This window comes from Nonomuraea sp. NPDC049758 (assembly GCF_040674635.1).
In the GTDB taxonomy this organism is placed as follows: domain Bacteria; phylum Actinomycetota; class Actinomycetes; order Streptosporangiales; family Streptosporangiaceae; genus Nonomuraea.
In genome coordinates this window covers 191918-206457 of sequence record NZ_JBFAMZ010000019.1, presented here as the reverse complement: position 1 = coordinate 206457, position 14540 = coordinate 191918, and the positions used below count along the sequence as shown (strand labels likewise).

The window sequence follows — 14540 nt, the reverse complement described above, 5'->3', positions numbered from 1 at the left end:
TCCGGCTCAGGGTGTCGTGTGCGGCACGTCCACCAGCGGGCTGCTCAGGTCGCTCGGGCCGGTGGGCAGGTCGTCCGGCGGGCACTCGTCGGAGGGGCACGACGTCGGCGAGTCGGTCGTCTCCGGCGGGGTCGGCGTGGGGGTCGGCGTGATCTCGGGGCACTCCTGGTCGCCGGCGGGCTCACCGCTCGGGCAGGGCGTCGAGGACGGCGTCGGCGACGGCGTGGGCTGCCTGGTCGACCTGGCCGTCTCCGAGGGCCGGTGGGTCTCGCTGTGGCTCGGCGGCACGACCACCACGGGCGGCGGCTCGGCGCTGTGACTGTCGCGCCTGGGCGGCGTGGACAGCCTGGTCGAGGAGTTGCCGGGGGTGGTGGTCGAGTTGTCCACCACCTTGACGGGCGTCTCGAAGATCTGGGAGCGCAGCCCGGGAACGACCATCACGATCGTCCCCGCCACCAGCACGGCGCTGACCGCCGCCGCGCCCGCACGCCACCAGAACAGGTTACGGACGCCGCGCCGCTCGATGCGGGCGCGGATGATCTGCAGTCCTTCCGGCGAGGGCACGACCGCGTCCGCCTCCGCGCGGAGCGCACGGCGCAGGACGTCGCCGTACTCGTCGGGGGGCTGAGTCATGACATCTTCTCCAGGACGGACCGCAACGCGGCCATTCCACGGGCGGTGTGGCTCTTGACCGCGCCCTTGCTGATGCCCATGGCGTGGGCGATCTCAGCTTCGGACAGATCTCCGTAATAACGCAGAACCAGTGCTTCTCTCTGTCGGGTCGGCAGGGCGCGTAACGCCTCGATGACGGCGGAGCGTTCCAGCTCGCCGATCGCGCCGTTCTCGGCGCTCGGGGCGTCCGGCAGGCCCTTGGGTGCGTACTTCTCGACGACCGCGCGGTGACGCAGCACGGAACGGGACCGGTTGACGACAGACTGACGCAGGTAAGCGAGTGCTTTGTCGGGATCGCGCAGTCTGCGCCAGGCGCCGTGAATGGCGACGAACGCGTCCTGCACGACTTCCTCGGCGGTTGCCATGTCACGCACCAGCAACACCGCGAGACGCACCAATGACCGGAAGTGCGCGCTGTAGAGCGCGGTCACGGCCATGTCGGCATCCCACCCGACCGGCACCGCCCCCATCGACCTGTCGGCCAGAAGGGTTTCGGTGGTCACATCAGTGGGACGCGCGGCCTTCCCAGAGGGTTTACTCTCTTCCGGTTCTGAAGGTTTCCCCGGTTCCTTAGGGTGCATTACCCAGTCGTGTTCCTCGCCAGGTGGCGCTCGCCCGACCCTGAATCATCTTTTTTGCTCTGAAGTGTCGCACACTCACCCTAACCGCGCGGATCTTCGGGCGCACGACACCACGGATTACCGATTCGCAACGGACTGCCGAACGGTCGCTCTCGATAGGGTACTGCCGTGAGCGACTGCCTCTTCTGCAAAATCGTGGCCAAGGAAATTCCGGCCGACGTCGTCTACGAGAACGCCAGGGCGCTGGCGTTCCGCGACATCAATCCGCAGGCCCCGACGCACGTGCTGGTCATCCCGCGCGCGCACCACTCCGACGCGGCGTCCATGGCCGCCGCCGACGACGGGCTCGCCGACGACGTGCTCAAGGCCGCGCACGCCGTCGCCGTCCAGGACGGCGTGGCCGAGGGGGGCTACCGGATCGTCTTCAACACCGGCCCCGGCGCCGGCCAGACCGTCTTCCACGTGCACGCCCATGTTCTCGGAGGGCGTGACCTCACGTGGCCGCCCGGCTGATATTGACGCGAGCAATCAGCCTGGTGCCGGATACGATGGGCGGAGAAGAACACCGAACAGACCGGGAGGCATCAGGCCGCTGGCCTGCCCATGTCCGAACTACATGAATCCCGACGCACGGCACCTCCCTCGCGCACTCAAGCCAAGGTGCTGATTCCGGACGAATACCCGATGGTCAGCCTCCTCGGCTCCCGTGACGAGCTGCTTCGCGTCATCGAGGGCGCCTTCAGGGCCGACATCCACGTGCGGGGCAACGAGATCACCGTCACCGGCAGCCCCGACGAGAGCGGCGCGGTCGTGCGCCTGTTCGAGGAGCTGGTCGAGGTGCTGCGCAGCGGGGGCGAGCTCACGCCCGACGCGGTCGAGCGGAGCATCGCCATGCTGCGCATGACCTCCGACCGTCCGGCCGAGGTGCTCTCGCTCGACATCCTGTCCTCCCGCGGCCGCACGATCAGGCCGAAGACCGTCAACCAGAAGCGGTACGTCGACGCGATCGACCAGCACACGATCGTGTTCGGCATCGGGCCCGCGGGCACCGGCAAGACGTACCTGGCGATGGCCAAGGCCGTGCGCGCGCTGCAGGAGAAGCGGGTCAACCGCATCATCCTGACCAGGCCGGCGGTCGAGGCGGGCGAGCGGCTGGGCTTCCTGCCCGGCACCCTCTACGAGAAGATCGACCCCTACCTGCGGCCGCTCTACGACGCGCTGCACGACATGGTCGACCCCGACTCGATCCCGAAGCTGATGGCCGCGGGCACGATCGAGGTCGCGCCGCTGGCGTACATGCGCGGCCGTACCCTCAACGACGCCTTCATCATCCTCGACGAGGCCCAGAACTCCTCGGCCGAGCAGATGAAGATGTTCCTGACCCGGCTGGGGTTCAACTCCAAGATCGTGGTGACCGGCGACGTGACCCAGGTCGACCTGCCCTCGGGCACGGTGAGCGGGCTGCGGGTCGTCCAGGACATCCTGGAGGGCATCCCCGACATCCACTTCGCCCGCCTGTCCAGCGCCGACGTGGTGCGCCACAAGCTGGTGAGCGACATCGTCGACGCCTACGGGCGCTACGACGCCACCCAGGCCGCCCAGGAGCCGAAGGCCATCCACCGGGGGAAACGACGCCCGTGAGCATCGAGATCAACAACGAGTCCGGCGTCGGCGTCGACGAGGAGAACCTCGTCGCGCTGGCCACCCACGTGCTCGGCGAGATGGGCATCAACCCGCTCGCCGAGCTGTCCATCGTGGTGGTCGACGAAGACGCCATGTCCGAGCTGCACGAGAAGTGGATGGGCGAGCCCGGCCCGACCGACGTGCTGGCCTTCCCGATGGACGAGCTGCGTCCCGGCGGCGGCGCGCGCGGCGACGGCGAGAGCCCGGCCGACCCGGCGCTGCTCGGCGACGTCGTGCTCTGCCCGCAGGTCGCGGCCAGGCAGGCCAAGGAGGCCGGGCACAGCGCCCAGGCCGAGCTTGAGCTGCTGTGCACCCACGGCATCCTGCACCTGCTCGGCTACGACCACGCCGAGCCCGAGGAGCACAAGGAGATGTTCGGGCTGCAGGCCCAGATGCTCGAGTCCTGGCAGGAGGTGCGCGACTCGCGGTGAACGCCTGGTTGCTGTGGGCCATCTCCCTTGTGATCATCGGTGGCCTGATCGCCAGTGCGGAAACGGCACTGACGCGCATCTCCAGGGTGCGCGCGGAGGAGTTCGTGCGCGAGGGCCGGCGCGGGGCTGACCGGCTCCAGGCCATCGTCACCGACCCGCCCCGCTACCTCAACCTGCTCCTGCTGCTGCGCCTGAGCTGCGAGCTGGTGGCGACGGTCATCGCCACGCTGCTGTTCATCGACCTCATGCACGACCAGGGCTGGGCCTACGTGGCCGCCGCGGCCGTCATGATCGTGGTCAGCTACGTCGTCGTCGGGGTCATGCCGCGGACGCTGGGGCGCCAGCACGCCGAGCCGGTCGCGCTGGCCGGGGCGCCGATCGTCTACGGCCTGACCCGCATCTTCGGCCCGCTGCCCAAGCTGCTCATCCTGCTCGGCAATGCCCTGACCCCCGGCAAGGGCTTCCGCGACGGCCCGTTCACCTCCGAGGCCGAGCTGCGCGACCTGGTCGACCTGGCCGAGGAGCGCCGGGTGATCGAGCCGGACGAGCGCGAGATGATCCACTCGGTCTTCGAGCTGGGCGACACGCTGGTCCGCGAGGTCATGGTGCCCCGCACCGACATGGTCTACATCGAGCGCGGCAAGACGATCAGCCAGGCGCTGTCGCTCGCGCTGCGCAGCGGCTTCTCCCGCATCCCGGTCGTGGGCGAGAACGAGGACGACGTCATCGGCATCGCCTACCTCAAGGACATCGCCCGCAAGATCCACGAGTCGGGCGAGGGCGGCGGCAAGGAGACGGTCGAGTCGATCATGCGGCGGGCCGCGTACGTGCCGGAGAGCAAGCCCATCGACCAGCTCATGCGCGAGATGCAGGCCCGGCAGATCCACATCGCGATCGTCATCGACGAGTACGGCGGCACCGCCGGCCTGGTCACCATCGAAGACGTCCTGGAGGAGATCGTCGGCGAGATCACCGACGAGTACGACCAGGAGGCCCCGCGCGTGGAGACCATGTCCGAGGGCGCGCTGCGGGTGACCGCCCGCATGCCGGTCGACGAGCTGGGCGAGCTGTTCGACACCGAGATTGAGGTCGACGACGTCGAGACCGTCGGCGGCCTGCTGGCCCACGCGCTCGGCCGGGTGCCGATCGCCGGGTCGCAGGCGGAGGTGGCCGGGCTGGAGCTGACGGCCGAGAGCCTGGCCGGGCGGCGCAACCGCATCAGCACGGTCGTCGTCCGCCGGGTCGCGCCGTCCGAGGAGGACGACGTCCAGGCCGCCGCCGAACGTGACTGACCACTTTGCGGGGAGATGTCGCAAGCGTTCTACAAGTCGTCTGCAAGCGGGGTCGGGCAGTCTCATACCTGACACCCGGTGCGGTGGGTGTCACGAGGAAGCGTCCGAACGCCGGGTGGGGTTCGCGGCCGGAGGGCGCTCCTGGGGGGACGACGGCGTTCCGGCCAGCTAGCCGGCCAGGACGTCGATCGGCGTAAAGGGTGTTCTCGTCTGGAAACCGGGCGAGGGCACCCTTTTTGCGTTTGGTGGAACCTCTGCGGAGATTGCCGCATTCGTCGCCGGGGGAGGCTGCGGTCCAGGGGGAATCATGAAAGCGCGGATCATCGTGTACGGGCTGCTGGCCGCGACCCTGACGGGCTGCGCGGGCAGCGGCGGCGGGGCGGACGGGAAGGTGGCGGCCGTCGTCGACGCCCAGGCCATGGCCCAGCTCCGTGAGGTGCTCAACAGGCGGCCGAGCCTGCCGGACGGCTTCGCGCAACGGCCCGAGCAGGCCTGGCGGGTGCCGTTCGGCCGGGTGGACCAGGCGTGCCGGGCCGCGCTCGACGTGGCGGCCGGGCACGCGCCCGGGGAGGGGCTCACCGGCCAGGCGGCGGTCAGCTACCAGGGAGACGGCCTGGGGGAGCGGGCGGCCGTCGGCCTGGCCAGGTACGCCGGCGAGGAGGCCGAGGCGCGCTTCGACGACCTCAGCGAGGCCCTGGAGTCGTGCAGGGAGATCCGGACGTCGGGCGGCACCGCCCTGCGGGCCCGCAGGCTGGACGTCGGCGACGCCGCCCGCTCCGGGGACGAGACCGCCGCGGCACGGCTGCGCGGACGGCTGAACGGCTACCCGTACGCCCTCGACGTCGTGCTTTCGCGGGACGGCGACACGCTGGTGTCCGTCGTGCACGCGGGCATGAGCGACGTCGACCGGGACCGGACGAGGAAGCTGGTCGCCGCCCTGCTGTCGATGTCCACGGCCTAACCTGGTTCCCGTGACTCTCGATCCTGAAGACAGCAAGATCATCACCCTGGCGCGGGCGGTCAGGGCGCGCAACGAGGCCGCCGAGGGCGCCGCCGTGCGCGACGAGACCGGCCGCACGTACTCGGCGACCGGCGTCGCGTTGTCGTCGCTGAGGCTGTCGGCCGTGCAGGTCGCGGTGGCCATGGCGGTCTCCGGTGGCGCGCGCTCGCTGGAGGCGGTCGCGCTGGTGACGGCGGGCGAGCCGGACCCGGCCGACGAGGCGGTCGCGGCCGAGCTGGGCGTCAAGGCCCTGCTCGTGGCCGGTCCCGACGGCACGCTGAGGTCCTGACGTGGCCATGTCGCCGTTCCTGGCCCGGCTGCGCGCCAAGATCGGCAACGACCTGCTCATGCTGCCGTCGGTCAACGGGTGCGTCTTCGACCGCGCCGGGCGGGTGCTGATGGCCCGGCACGGCGACGACGGCCTGTGGGCCACCCCCGGCGGCGGCGTCGACCCCGGCGAGCGCCCGCAGGACGCGGTGGTCAGGGAGCTGCGCGAAGAGCTGGCCATCGAGGTCGAGGTGCGCGGGCTGGTCGGCGTCTACGGCGGCCCCGAGTACCGCACGGTCTACCCCAACGGCCACGAGGTGGCGTACGTCATCGCCATGTACGCCTGCACCCTCGCCGCCGGCACCCCGACCCCCGACGGCGAAGAGATCAACGACTACCGGTGGGTGACCGAGCACGAGGCCGGCGGCCTGACGACGCCGGCCTGGACACCTCTGGCGCTGCCCGACGCGTTCGCCTGGTGGCGTGAACATGGCAGCTGATAAGCGACAATGCACAATGTGACTTCGCCAGACAATCATCGCGCCGGATTCGCCTGCTTCGTGGGAAGGCCGAACGTCGGCAAGTCCACATTGATGAACGCCCTGGTCGGCGCCAAGGTGGCGATCACCTCGTCCAAGCCGCAGACGACCAGGCGGGTCATCAGGGGCATCGTGCACCGCCCCGACGCCCAGATCGTCATCGTGGACACGCCGGGCCTGCACCGGCCGCGCACCCTGCTCGGCGAGCGGCTGGACAGCCTGGTGCTGTCCACGCTCACCGAGGTCGACGTGATCGGCTTCTGCGTGCCGGCCAACGAGCCGATCGGCAAGGGCGACCGCTTCATCGCCGACAAGCTGGCGGCGGTGAAGAAGACGCCGGTGGTCGCCGTGGTGACCAAGTGCGACCTGGCGAGCCGGGAGCAGGTCGCCCAGCAGCTGCTCGCGGTGTCGCAGGTGGCCGAGTTCGCGGCGGTCGTGCCGGTGTCGGCGCAGTCGGGCGAGCAGCTCGACGTGCTGGGCGACGTGCTGATCGAGCACCTGCCCGAGTCGCCGCCGCTGTACGAGGGCGGGCAGCTCACCGACGAGCCCGAGCAGGTGATGGTGGGCGAGCTGATCAGGGAGGCGGCCCTGGAGGGCGTGCGCGACGAGCTGCCGCACTCGATCGCCGTGGTCGTCGACGAGATGATGCCCCGCGAGGGGCGCGACGACCTGCTCGACATCTACGCCCACATGTTCGTCGAGCGGCCCTCCCAGAAGGCCATCGTCATCGGGCACAAGGGCGAGCGGCTGCGCGACGTGGGCACCAGGGCCCGCAAGCAGATCGAGGCGCTGCTCGGCACGCGGGTCTACCTCGACCTGCGGATCAGCGTGGCCAAGGACTGGCAGCGCGACCCCAAGCAGCTGCGCCGCCTCGGCTTCTTCGACTGACCCCGCCGGTGACGCCGCCGGTGACGCTGCCGGTGATCCCGCCGGGCCGGGCGGTCAGCGTGCGCGGCGCAGCAGGGCCAGCACGGACAGCACCACGATCGCGACCGAGCAGGCCAGCGCGGCGAACCAGCCGAACCTGATGACCGGCTCGACCGACAGCAGCCCGCCCAGGTCGATGGAGAGCCGGTCGCCGATGCGCTGCGGGTCGGCGACGAACATCACCAGCAGCAGCGTGGCCACCGCGCCCGGCACCACCGCCAGCGCCGCCACGCGTGGCCGGCCGCCCAGCAGGCCCGTGACGCCGAGCGCCAGCGCGGCCAGCCCGGCGAGCAACGTGTAGAGGCCCGTGCTGACGTCGACGCCGCGCACGTCGTCGGAGACGCCGGCGCCGATCAGGTCGCTGCGGGCCTCGACGCCGGCCCAGGGCATGATCGCGGTGAGCACCAGGAGGGCGGCCGCGACGGCGACGGCCAGCGCGGCGCCGCGGCGGGCGGACGTCGTCCGGGCGGGCTTGAGGTCATCGGCCACACGATCACTGTAAGCCGGGCCACCGGCCCTCACCACCCGACGCGACGGACTCGTCACCAAGCCGGCCACCCACCGCGGCGGGCGGGGGTGGAAAGGGGGGCGACGGGGACCGGGTGACGGCCGGCGGGGTGCGCAGTAGAGGCGGGGTCAGGGGGTGGACAGGAAGGCGCGGGCGTTGGCGGCGGCACGGCGGTCGCCGGTCTCGTCGAAGACCTCCAGGGCGGCCGTGGCCAGCTCGCGGGCGCGCCCGGCGGCCCCCTCGGCCCGGTTGACCCCGGCCAGGGCCAGCAGCGCGTACGCGTCCAGCAGGCGGTCGCCGAGCCGTACGGCGATGCCCCTGGCACGTTCGGCGGCCGACCTGGCGTCGGCCTTGGCGCCCTGCGCCAGCCGTACGGCGGCCAGATCGAGCAGGGTGTCGGCCTGCCGATGACGGTCGCCCAGCTCCGTCAGGTGACCGACGGCCGCCGAGAGGTGGACGGCGGCCTCCTCCAGCCGGCCCGCGCGGCGCAGCACCGCGCCGAGCACGCGCTCGGCGTCGGCGGCGTCCCGCTGGTGGTCGGCCGCCTCCAGGCAGGCCAGCAGCGCCCGCTCGGCCTCCTCCAGCCGGTCCCGCTCCAGGTGCACCCGGCCCAGGCGGCGGCGGGTGTGGTTGACGTCGCGGGTGCGGCCCTGCCGCAGGAACATGCCGAGCGCCAGCCGCAGCTTCTCGTGGGCCAGGTCCCATTCGCGCTCGGCCAGGTGCAGGTCGCCCTGGCCGAGCAGGACGAGCGCCTCGCCCCGGTCGTCGCCGGCCCGCCGCGCGGACTCCAGCGCCCGCTCCGAGACCGCCCGCCAGTCGTCGAGGAACCGGTGCCGCTCCAGGTACGGCCCCAGCAGGTGGGCCAGCCGCCAGCACGGCTCGTCGAGCCCGGCTGCGTGCAGGTCGGCCACCAGGCTCACCAGGAACGGCCGCTCGGCGTCCAGCCACTCGACCGACTCCCTGATGTCCCTGGTCGCCACGGCCGTGCCGGGGTCGCCCGACACCAGCGAGAAGCGCGAGGCCCGCACCCGGGCCAGAACGAGCTCCGACACCTCGGCCAGCACGCCCGGCAGCGGCTGCTCGCGCGCGAACAGCCGGGTCAGGTCGTGCATGCGGTAGCGGATCTGGCCGGCCGCGTCCACGCCGTGCGTCTCCAGCAGGCCGGCGTCCACCAGGGCCTCGGCGCCGCCGCCGAGCCGGTCGGTGAGCCAGTCGGCGAAGTCGGGGGCCGACAGGGCGCCGAGGCCGCGTAACGTCCGCCTGGCCGGTTCGGGCAGCCCCTCGTAGCCGATGGCGAACACGCTGCGGACCGTCTGATCGCCCGCGTGCAGCCGGTCGAGCCGCTTGTGCTCGTCCTCAAGGAGGCCCACCAGGTAGTCCACCGTCCAGTTCGGGCGGGCCGCCAGCCTGGAGGCGGCGATGCGCAGCGCGATCGGCAGGCCGCCGCAGAAGCGGGCCAGCCGGTGCAGCGCCTCGTCCGCGGGCCGTCCGGAGCCGGCCACGAGCAGGGCCAGGGCGTCCTGCCGGTCGAGCACGCCGACCGACAGCCGGGTCGCGCCGGTCAGGCCGCCCAGCGACGAGCGGCTGGTCACGACCGTCGGGCAGGACGTCAGCAGCGGGCGCACCTGGGCCTCGCCGGCGGCGTTGTCCAGCAGCACCAGCAGGCGGCGGTTGGCCGTGTAGGTGCGGAACAGGCGCTCGCGCTGCTCCAGCCCGGCCGGGATGGCCTGGGCCGGGCAGCCGAGCCAGCGCAGGAAGTCCTCCAGGACGGCCGAGGGGGCCGTGGTCTCGCGCAGGTCGGCGTACAGGATGCCGTCGGGGAAGGACTCGCGGGCCCGCCAGGCGGCGTGCACGGCCAGGGCCGACTTGCCCGCGCCGGCCTGGCCGTGCACGACGACGTGGCCGCCGACCACCCGGTCGAGCAGGTCGGCGCGGCCGGTGAAGTTCGCGATGTCCGGCGGCAGCAGCACCGGGGGGCCCGCCGAGACGTGCAGCGACACGTCGTCGTGGAGCATGCGGTGGTAGAGCAGTTGCAGCTCGGGGTCGGGCTCGATCGCGTGGCCGCCGTCGAGCTGGTCGCGCAGCACCGCGTACGCGGCGAGGGCGTCGACCCGGCGGCCGCTGCGGTAGAGGGCCAGCATGTACTGGCCGCGGAAGCGCTGCCACAGCGGGTGCTGCTTGGACAGCCGTTTCAGCTCGGCCAGCAGCTCGCGGTGGCGGCCGGCGTCGAGGTCGGCCTGGACGCGGCGTTCCAGGGCGAGCAGGCGCAGCTCCTCCAGCTCCTCGCGCAGGCGCCGGGTCTCCTCCCACCGCTCGCCGTCGGGGTCGAGGTCCTCCAGGGCGGGGCCGCGCCACAGCGACAGGGCCTCCTCGTACGAGCCGCGGTCGACCAGCAGCCGGAACCGGTCGACGTCCAGCTGGTGGCCGCCGATCGCCAGCACGTACGAGCCGGACACGGTCGTGATCACGTCCTTGCCCAGGAGCTGGCGGAGCTGGCCCACGTACCCGCGGACGAGGGAGTCGGAGCGGTCGCCGCCCTCGCGTGGCCACAGCAGCCGGCGCAGCCGTTCCACGGTCAGCGGGCGGCCCGCGTTCAGCAGGAACATCGCCAGCAGGTCCCGGTGCTTCGGGGTCGTGGGGGTGCGATCCCGGCCGCCGTCGCGAACGTCGAGCGGCCCCATGATGCGGAATTCCACGCGGCCTTCCTTTTCGGAGGAGATGTCGATCAGAATGGCACATCTGATGGCTGCCCTGATTTCGTCTGACCCGCACCGCTTGGGCCGTTACTGGCTGGCCGGACGGCTGGGCGCGGGCGGCCAGGGCGTGGTCTACGAGGCGTACGGCGAGGCCGGGGAGCGCGTCGCGGTCAAGGTGCCCAGGTCCGACAGCCCGGAGTCGCGGTCCAGGCTGGCCAAGGAGGCGGCGGCGGCCCAGCGGGTGGCCTCGTTCTGCACGGCCAGGGTGATCGAGGCGCAGGTGGACGACGCGCCGCTGTACATCGTCAGCGAGTACGTCCCGGGCCCGAGCCTGCGGGAGGTGGCCGCGGAGGCGGGGGCGTACGAGGGGGACGCGCTGCGCCGCCTGGCGATCGGCGTCGCGACCGCGCTGACGGCCATCCACCAGGCCGGGATCGTCCACCGCGACCTCAAGCCGGACAACATCATCCTGGGCCCGGACGGCCCGCGCGTGATCGACTTCGGCGTGGCCAGGGAGGTGGGGCCGACCACGACCGGGCCGATCATGGGCACGCCGGGTTACATGGCGCCCGAGGTGCTCACCGGGCGCGCCGCCACCGAGGCGGCCGACGTGTGGGCGTGGGGGATGGTGGTGCTGTTCGCGGCGCGGGGGCGCGACGCCGTCGAGGCCGGCGAGCCGATGGCGGTCGTGGGCCGGGTGCTGGAGTTCGAGGCGGACGTCGCCGGGCTGCCGGAGGAGCTGGCCCCGCTGGTGTCGGCGGCCACCGCCCGCGATCCCGCCGCCCGTCCCGCCGCCGGGGACCTGCTGCTCCGCCTGCTGGCGGAGGGCGCCCGCCGGGACGTCGGCGACCCCCTGGCCCGTGGCGGGATCGTGGCGGGGGAGCTGAGGGGGCAGGCCGGGCCCGATCTGGGGGCGATCGCCGAAGAGCTCTACGGCGAGCTGAGCGAGGACGAGCGGACGGCCGTGCCCGAGGTCTTCCTGCGGCTGCTCGACGACGACGGCCTGCGTCCCGTGGAGCGCGAGGAGCTGCCCGAGGCCAAGGCGGTCGACTCGATGCTCGCCGTGTTCGTCTCGGCGGGCATCCTGGCGCCGGGCGGTGACGCGTACGAGCTGGTCGCTCCCGGCCTGGTGCAGGCGTGGCCGCGGCTGCGCGACTGGCTGGCGGGCAACCGCGAGGGGCTGCCCGTGCACCGCCGCCTGGCCGAGGCCGCCGCTGAATGGGACGCCCACGGCCGCAAGCCCGCCGACCTGCTCCAGGGCACCAACCTGGACCGGACGCTGCAGTGGGCCGCCACCGAACGCAAGGACCTCACCCTGGCCGGACGCGAGCGCGACTTCCTGGACGCCGCCTCGGGGCAGGCCCGCAGGCGCACCCGGCGGCGCGGCCTGCTCGCCGCCGTGCTGGCGGTGCTGCTGGTGGTTGCGCTGGGCGGGCTCGGCGCGGCGGAGTACCTGCGCAGGGAGTCGGCCCGGCAACGGGACGAGGCGCTGGCCAGGGAGCTGGCGCTGCGCGCCGCCGGGCTGCGCGAGCTGGAGCCCGCGCTGGCCGGCCTGCTCTCCGTGGCGGCCTGGCGGCTGGCCCCGGCGCTGGTGGAGACGGCGGGCGCGCTGTACGACGCGGGCTCCCAGCACGTCACCGACGTCTTCGTGGCGCCGTACGTGGACGCGGGGAGCGTGCAGGCGCTCAGCACGGACGGTCACGTCCTGGCCTCCGTGACGGACGGCACCGCCCGCGTCTGGGATGTCCCGACCGGCCGGAAGCTGCACGAGCTGGCCGGACTCGGCGCGGGCGTGCAGAGTGTCGCCGTGAGCCTCGACGGCCGCCTGCTGGCCGCCCTGGACGACAAGGGCGTGCGGCTGTGGGACGCCGTCACCGGCAGCCGCCTCGGCGGCCGGTTCGCGACCAGGGCGGGCGGGTTCGGGGCGCTGGAGTTCGACCGCACCGGCCGCCGGCTCGCGGTGCCGTACGGCTCCGACGGCGAGCAGTGGTGGGACGTCGCCACCCGTAAGCCCCTCACCGCCCCCGGCGGCGCGATACTCAACGGCGTCAGCCCCGACGGCCGCTACGGCTTCGTCGCCGACAGCGAGGACCGGTCCGAGGTGTGGGACCTGGGCCGCCGCCGGCGGCTGGACCTGCCGACGCTGCCCGGCACCGGCACCACCGTCGAGGCCAGGTTCAGCGACGACGGGCGCGCCCTCGTGGTCGTCGAGGACGTGGCCCGCCACGACAAACCCAAGGTCCGCCTGTACGAGCTGCCCTCCGGCACCACCGAGTACGAGCTCGAAGGCGAGAACGCCCAGGCCGCGGACCTGGTCTTCGACGGCCGGTACGTGGCCACGTGGCGACCGGCGGACCTGCTCGTCCTGCGGCCGCGCGACAGCCTGGTGACCGCTCTGCTGCTGCCGGTGCCGGACGGCGTCACGCAGGTCCGCTTCGACCTGGCGGGCAAGGCCGTACGCCTGCTGGACGCGGCGGGCGGCGTCTCCACCGTCGATGTCTCCACGCTGTTCGATCCCCGGCTCGGCGACGAGCTGCACGACCTGCGGATGAGCCCGGACGGCCGGGTCCTGGCCGTCAAGCGGGACGACCGGCTCGAACTGCTCGACCCGGCGACCCGCCGCCGTCTGGCCGGCCCGATCGCCTGGAAGGGCGACGGCTCGGCGATGGCCTTCAGCGCGGACGGCACACGGCTGGCCTACGGCGACGGCGCCCGCGTCCGCGTGCTCGACGTCGCGAGCGGGCGGGAGACGCAGGCGTTCGGGCTGGCCGGGAAGGGGGCGGAGAAGGCCGACGCGCTCGCCTTCGACCCCGGCGGCCGGACCCTGGCCGTGCTGCCGTCCAGGTTCGAGGGGCAGCTGCCGCTGGAGCTGCACGATCTCGCGAGTTCGCGGGCGCGGACCACGAAGGTGACGGGCGCCGGGCCGATGAGCTTCGCGCCGGACGGTTCGCGGCTGCTCATGGGAGGCCCCGAGGTGCGGCTCTACGATCCGGCGGGCGGGACCGCGCTGCCGGTGGGGGCCGAGGCCCGGCGGGTCGGCGGCGCCTTCGCCTACAGCCCGGACGGCCGCCAGGTGGCCTTCTCGCATCCTGACCGGATCACGCTGTGGGACCGGGACCTGCGGACCATGCTCGGCGCCTTCCCCAGCGTGCCGGGCGCGGAGCAGTTCGCGCTGCCGGTCTGGTCGCCCGACGGGCGGTTGATCGCCACGTACGAGAAGGGCCCGCGGATCCGTCTGTGGGACGTGGCCTCGCGGCGGTACGTCGGGGTCGTGTTCGACGCGATGGCGGAGTCGACGGGCGACAACGTCTGGCTCAGCTTCTCGGCCGACGGCACCAAGCTGTACACCCTGGACGACGACGGCGCCTTCCGTACGCACGACCTCGACCGGCGGCACGTGGCCGCGACCGTGTGCGCCCGCGCCGGCCGCGCGCTCACGGCGGCGGAGTGGCGGGCGTACCTGCCGGGGGTCGAGCCGTTCGACGTGTGCCGCTAGGACGCCCAGGCGACGACCTGGAACCAGACCGCCTTGCCGGGCGGCACGGGGTTCCAGCCCCAGTCGTGGGACAGGCTGTGCACGATGGCCAGCCCCCGCCCCCGGCAGGCCAGCGGATCGGCCTGGCCCATCCGGGGAAGGGCCGCGCACGAGTCGCGGACCTCCACGGTCAGCAGCCGGCCCTCCCGGATCACCACGACCCGGACGGGTTCCGCCGAGCGGGCGTGGGTGAGCGCGTTGGTGACCAGCTCCGAGACGAGAAGCTGGGCGATCTCGACGGCGGCCTCCGCCGCTTCGTGATCCTTGGCGAGGTCGCGGACGAACCGCCGCACGGAGGAGACGCAGCCGGGGTGCCGGGGCATCCGCCGTTCACCGAGGACCGTGTCCGGCAGGGGCCGCCGGTCGGCGAGCGTCACGGCGGGACTTTCGGATTTCATGTGGCCAGCGT

Annotated in this window: 14 protein-coding genes; 9 read left to right on the top strand and 5 right to left on the bottom strand. The window is 72.9% G+C overall.

Annotation, left to right across the window (positions count from 1 at the left end; genetic code table 11):
* Positions 1-6: 6 nt before the first annotated feature.
* Entirely contained in the window at positions 7-633 is a 627-nt protein-coding gene (locus AB0J46_RS39145) for a hypothetical protein (RefSeq protein WP_364339636.1), read from the bottom strand.
* Positions 630-1142 (bottom strand): SigE family RNA polymerase sigma factor, encoded by a 513-nt coding sequence (locus tag AB0J46_RS39140; RefSeq protein WP_049573205.1) that lies wholly within the window; start codon positions 1140-1142, stop codon positions 630-632. Before AB0J46_RS39140 ends, AB0J46_RS39145 begins: the two co-directional genes overlap by 4 nt.
* Before the next feature lie 279 nt (positions 1143-1421).
* Between AB0J46_RS39140 and AB0J46_RS39135 the strand changes: the two genes are divergently transcribed.
* From AB0J46_RS39135 to era, 8 genes are all read left to right on the top strand, one after another.
* The gene (locus AB0J46_RS39135) at positions 1422-1766 is read left to right on the top strand and encodes a histidine triad nucleotide-binding protein (RefSeq protein ID WP_364339634.1); all 345 of its coding nucleotides are present in this window, start codon (positions 1422-1424) and stop codon (positions 1764-1766) included.
* A gap of 90 nt (positions 1767-1856) precedes the next feature.
* A complete protein-coding gene (locus AB0J46_RS39130) occupies positions 1857-2894 on the top strand; it encodes a PhoH family protein (RefSeq protein ID WP_352352470.1) in 1038 nt (345 codons plus the stop codon).
* Positions 2891-3367 carry an rRNA maturation RNase YbeY gene (gene ybeY / locus AB0J46_RS39125; RefSeq protein ID WP_352329052.1) on the top strand — a complete coding sequence of 159 codons (477 nt, stop codon included), beginning with the start codon at positions 2891-2893 and terminating at the stop codon, positions 3365-3367. The genes AB0J46_RS39130 and ybeY overlap by 4 nt, the downstream gene beginning before the upstream one ends.
* A complete protein-coding gene (locus tag AB0J46_RS39120; RefSeq protein WP_364339631.1) occupies positions 3364-4659 on the top strand; it encodes a hemolysin family protein in 1296 nt (431 codons plus the stop codon). The genes ybeY and AB0J46_RS39120 overlap by 4 nt, the downstream gene beginning before the upstream one ends.
* 307 nt (positions 4660-4966) lie before the next feature.
* Positions 4967-5620: a hypothetical protein gene (locus AB0J46_RS39115; RefSeq protein WP_364339629.1), complete on the top strand. Its 654-nt coding sequence runs from the start codon at positions 4967-4969 to the stop codon at positions 5618-5620.
* A gap of 1 nt (position 5621) precedes the next feature.
* Entirely contained in the window at positions 5622-5948 is a 327-nt protein-coding gene (locus tag AB0J46_RS39110; protein ID WP_364339665.1) for a cytidine deaminase, read from the top strand.
* Between the two features lie 7 nt (positions 5949-5955).
* Positions 5956-6426, top strand: coding sequence for an NUDIX domain-containing protein (locus AB0J46_RS39105; protein ID WP_352352474.1), 471 nt, complete (start codon positions 5956-5958; stop codon positions 6424-6426).
* Between the two features lie 9 nt (positions 6427-6435).
* A complete protein-coding gene (gene era, locus AB0J46_RS39100) occupies positions 6436-7353 on the top strand; it encodes a GTPase Era (protein WP_364339627.1) in 918 nt (305 codons plus the stop codon).
* A 54-nt stretch (positions 7354-7407) separates the two neighbouring features.
* Here the strand turns inward: era and AB0J46_RS39095 are convergent, their stop codons facing one another.
* Positions 7408-7881 (bottom strand): hypothetical protein, encoded by a 474-nt coding sequence (locus tag AB0J46_RS39095; RefSeq protein WP_364339625.1) that lies wholly within the window; start codon positions 7879-7881, stop codon positions 7408-7410.
* Positions 7882-8028: 147 nt separating this feature from the next.
* Complete coding sequence (locus AB0J46_RS39090) at positions 8029-10596, bottom strand: BTAD domain-containing putative transcriptional regulator (protein ID WP_364339622.1); 2568 nt, start codon at positions 10594-10596, stop codon at positions 8029-8031.
* Between the two features lie 46 nt (positions 10597-10642).
* Here AB0J46_RS39090 and AB0J46_RS39085 point away from each other — a divergent pair, with 46 nt between their 5' ends.
* Positions 10643-14092 carry a serine/threonine-protein kinase gene (locus AB0J46_RS39085; protein ID WP_364339620.1) on the top strand — a complete coding sequence of 1150 codons (3450 nt, stop codon included), beginning with the start codon at positions 10643-10645 and terminating at the stop codon, positions 14090-14092.
* Here AB0J46_RS39085 and AB0J46_RS39080 read toward each other — a convergent pair.
* On the bottom strand, positions 14089-14529 hold the full coding sequence (locus AB0J46_RS39080) for an ATP-binding protein (RefSeq protein ID WP_364339618.1): 441 nt from the start codon (positions 14527-14529) through the stop codon (positions 14089-14091). The genes AB0J46_RS39085 and AB0J46_RS39080 overlap by 4 nt on opposite strands.
* Positions 14530-14540 lie beyond the last annotated feature (11 nt).

What these genes read in the sequence shown, in the direction of transcription:
- AB0J46_RS39145 (WP_364339636.1), bottom strand. Translation starts at nt 633, where the DNA reads ATGACTCAGCCCCCCGACGAGTACGGCGACGTCCTGCGCCGTGCGCTC.
- AB0J46_RS39140 (WP_049573205.1), bottom strand. Translation starts at nt 1,142, where the DNA reads ATGGGGGCGGTGCCGGTCGGGTGGGATGCCGACATGGCCGTGACCGCG.
- AB0J46_RS39130 (WP_352352470.1), top strand. Translation starts at nt 1,857, where the DNA reads ATGTCCGAACTACATGAATCCCGACGCACGGCACCTCCCTCGCGCACT.
- AB0J46_RS39115 (WP_364339629.1), top strand. Translation starts at nt 4,967, where the DNA reads ATGAAAGCGCGGATCATCGTGTACGGGCTGCTGGCCGCGACCCTGACG.
- AB0J46_RS39105 (WP_352352474.1), top strand. Translation starts at nt 5,956, where the DNA reads ATGTCGCCGTTCCTGGCCCGGCTGCGCGCCAAGATCGGCAACGACCTG.
- era (WP_364339627.1), top strand. Translation starts at nt 6,436, where the DNA reads ATGCACAATGTGACTTCGCCAGACAATCATCGCGCCGGATTCGCCTGC.
- AB0J46_RS39085 (WP_364339620.1), top strand. Translation starts at nt 10,643, where the DNA reads ATGGCTGCCCTGATTTCGTCTGACCCGCACCGCTTGGGCCGTTACTGG.
- AB0J46_RS39080 (WP_364339618.1), bottom strand. Translation starts at nt 14,529, where the DNA reads ATGAAATCCGAAAGTCCCGCCGTGACGCTCGCCGACCGGCGGCCCCTG.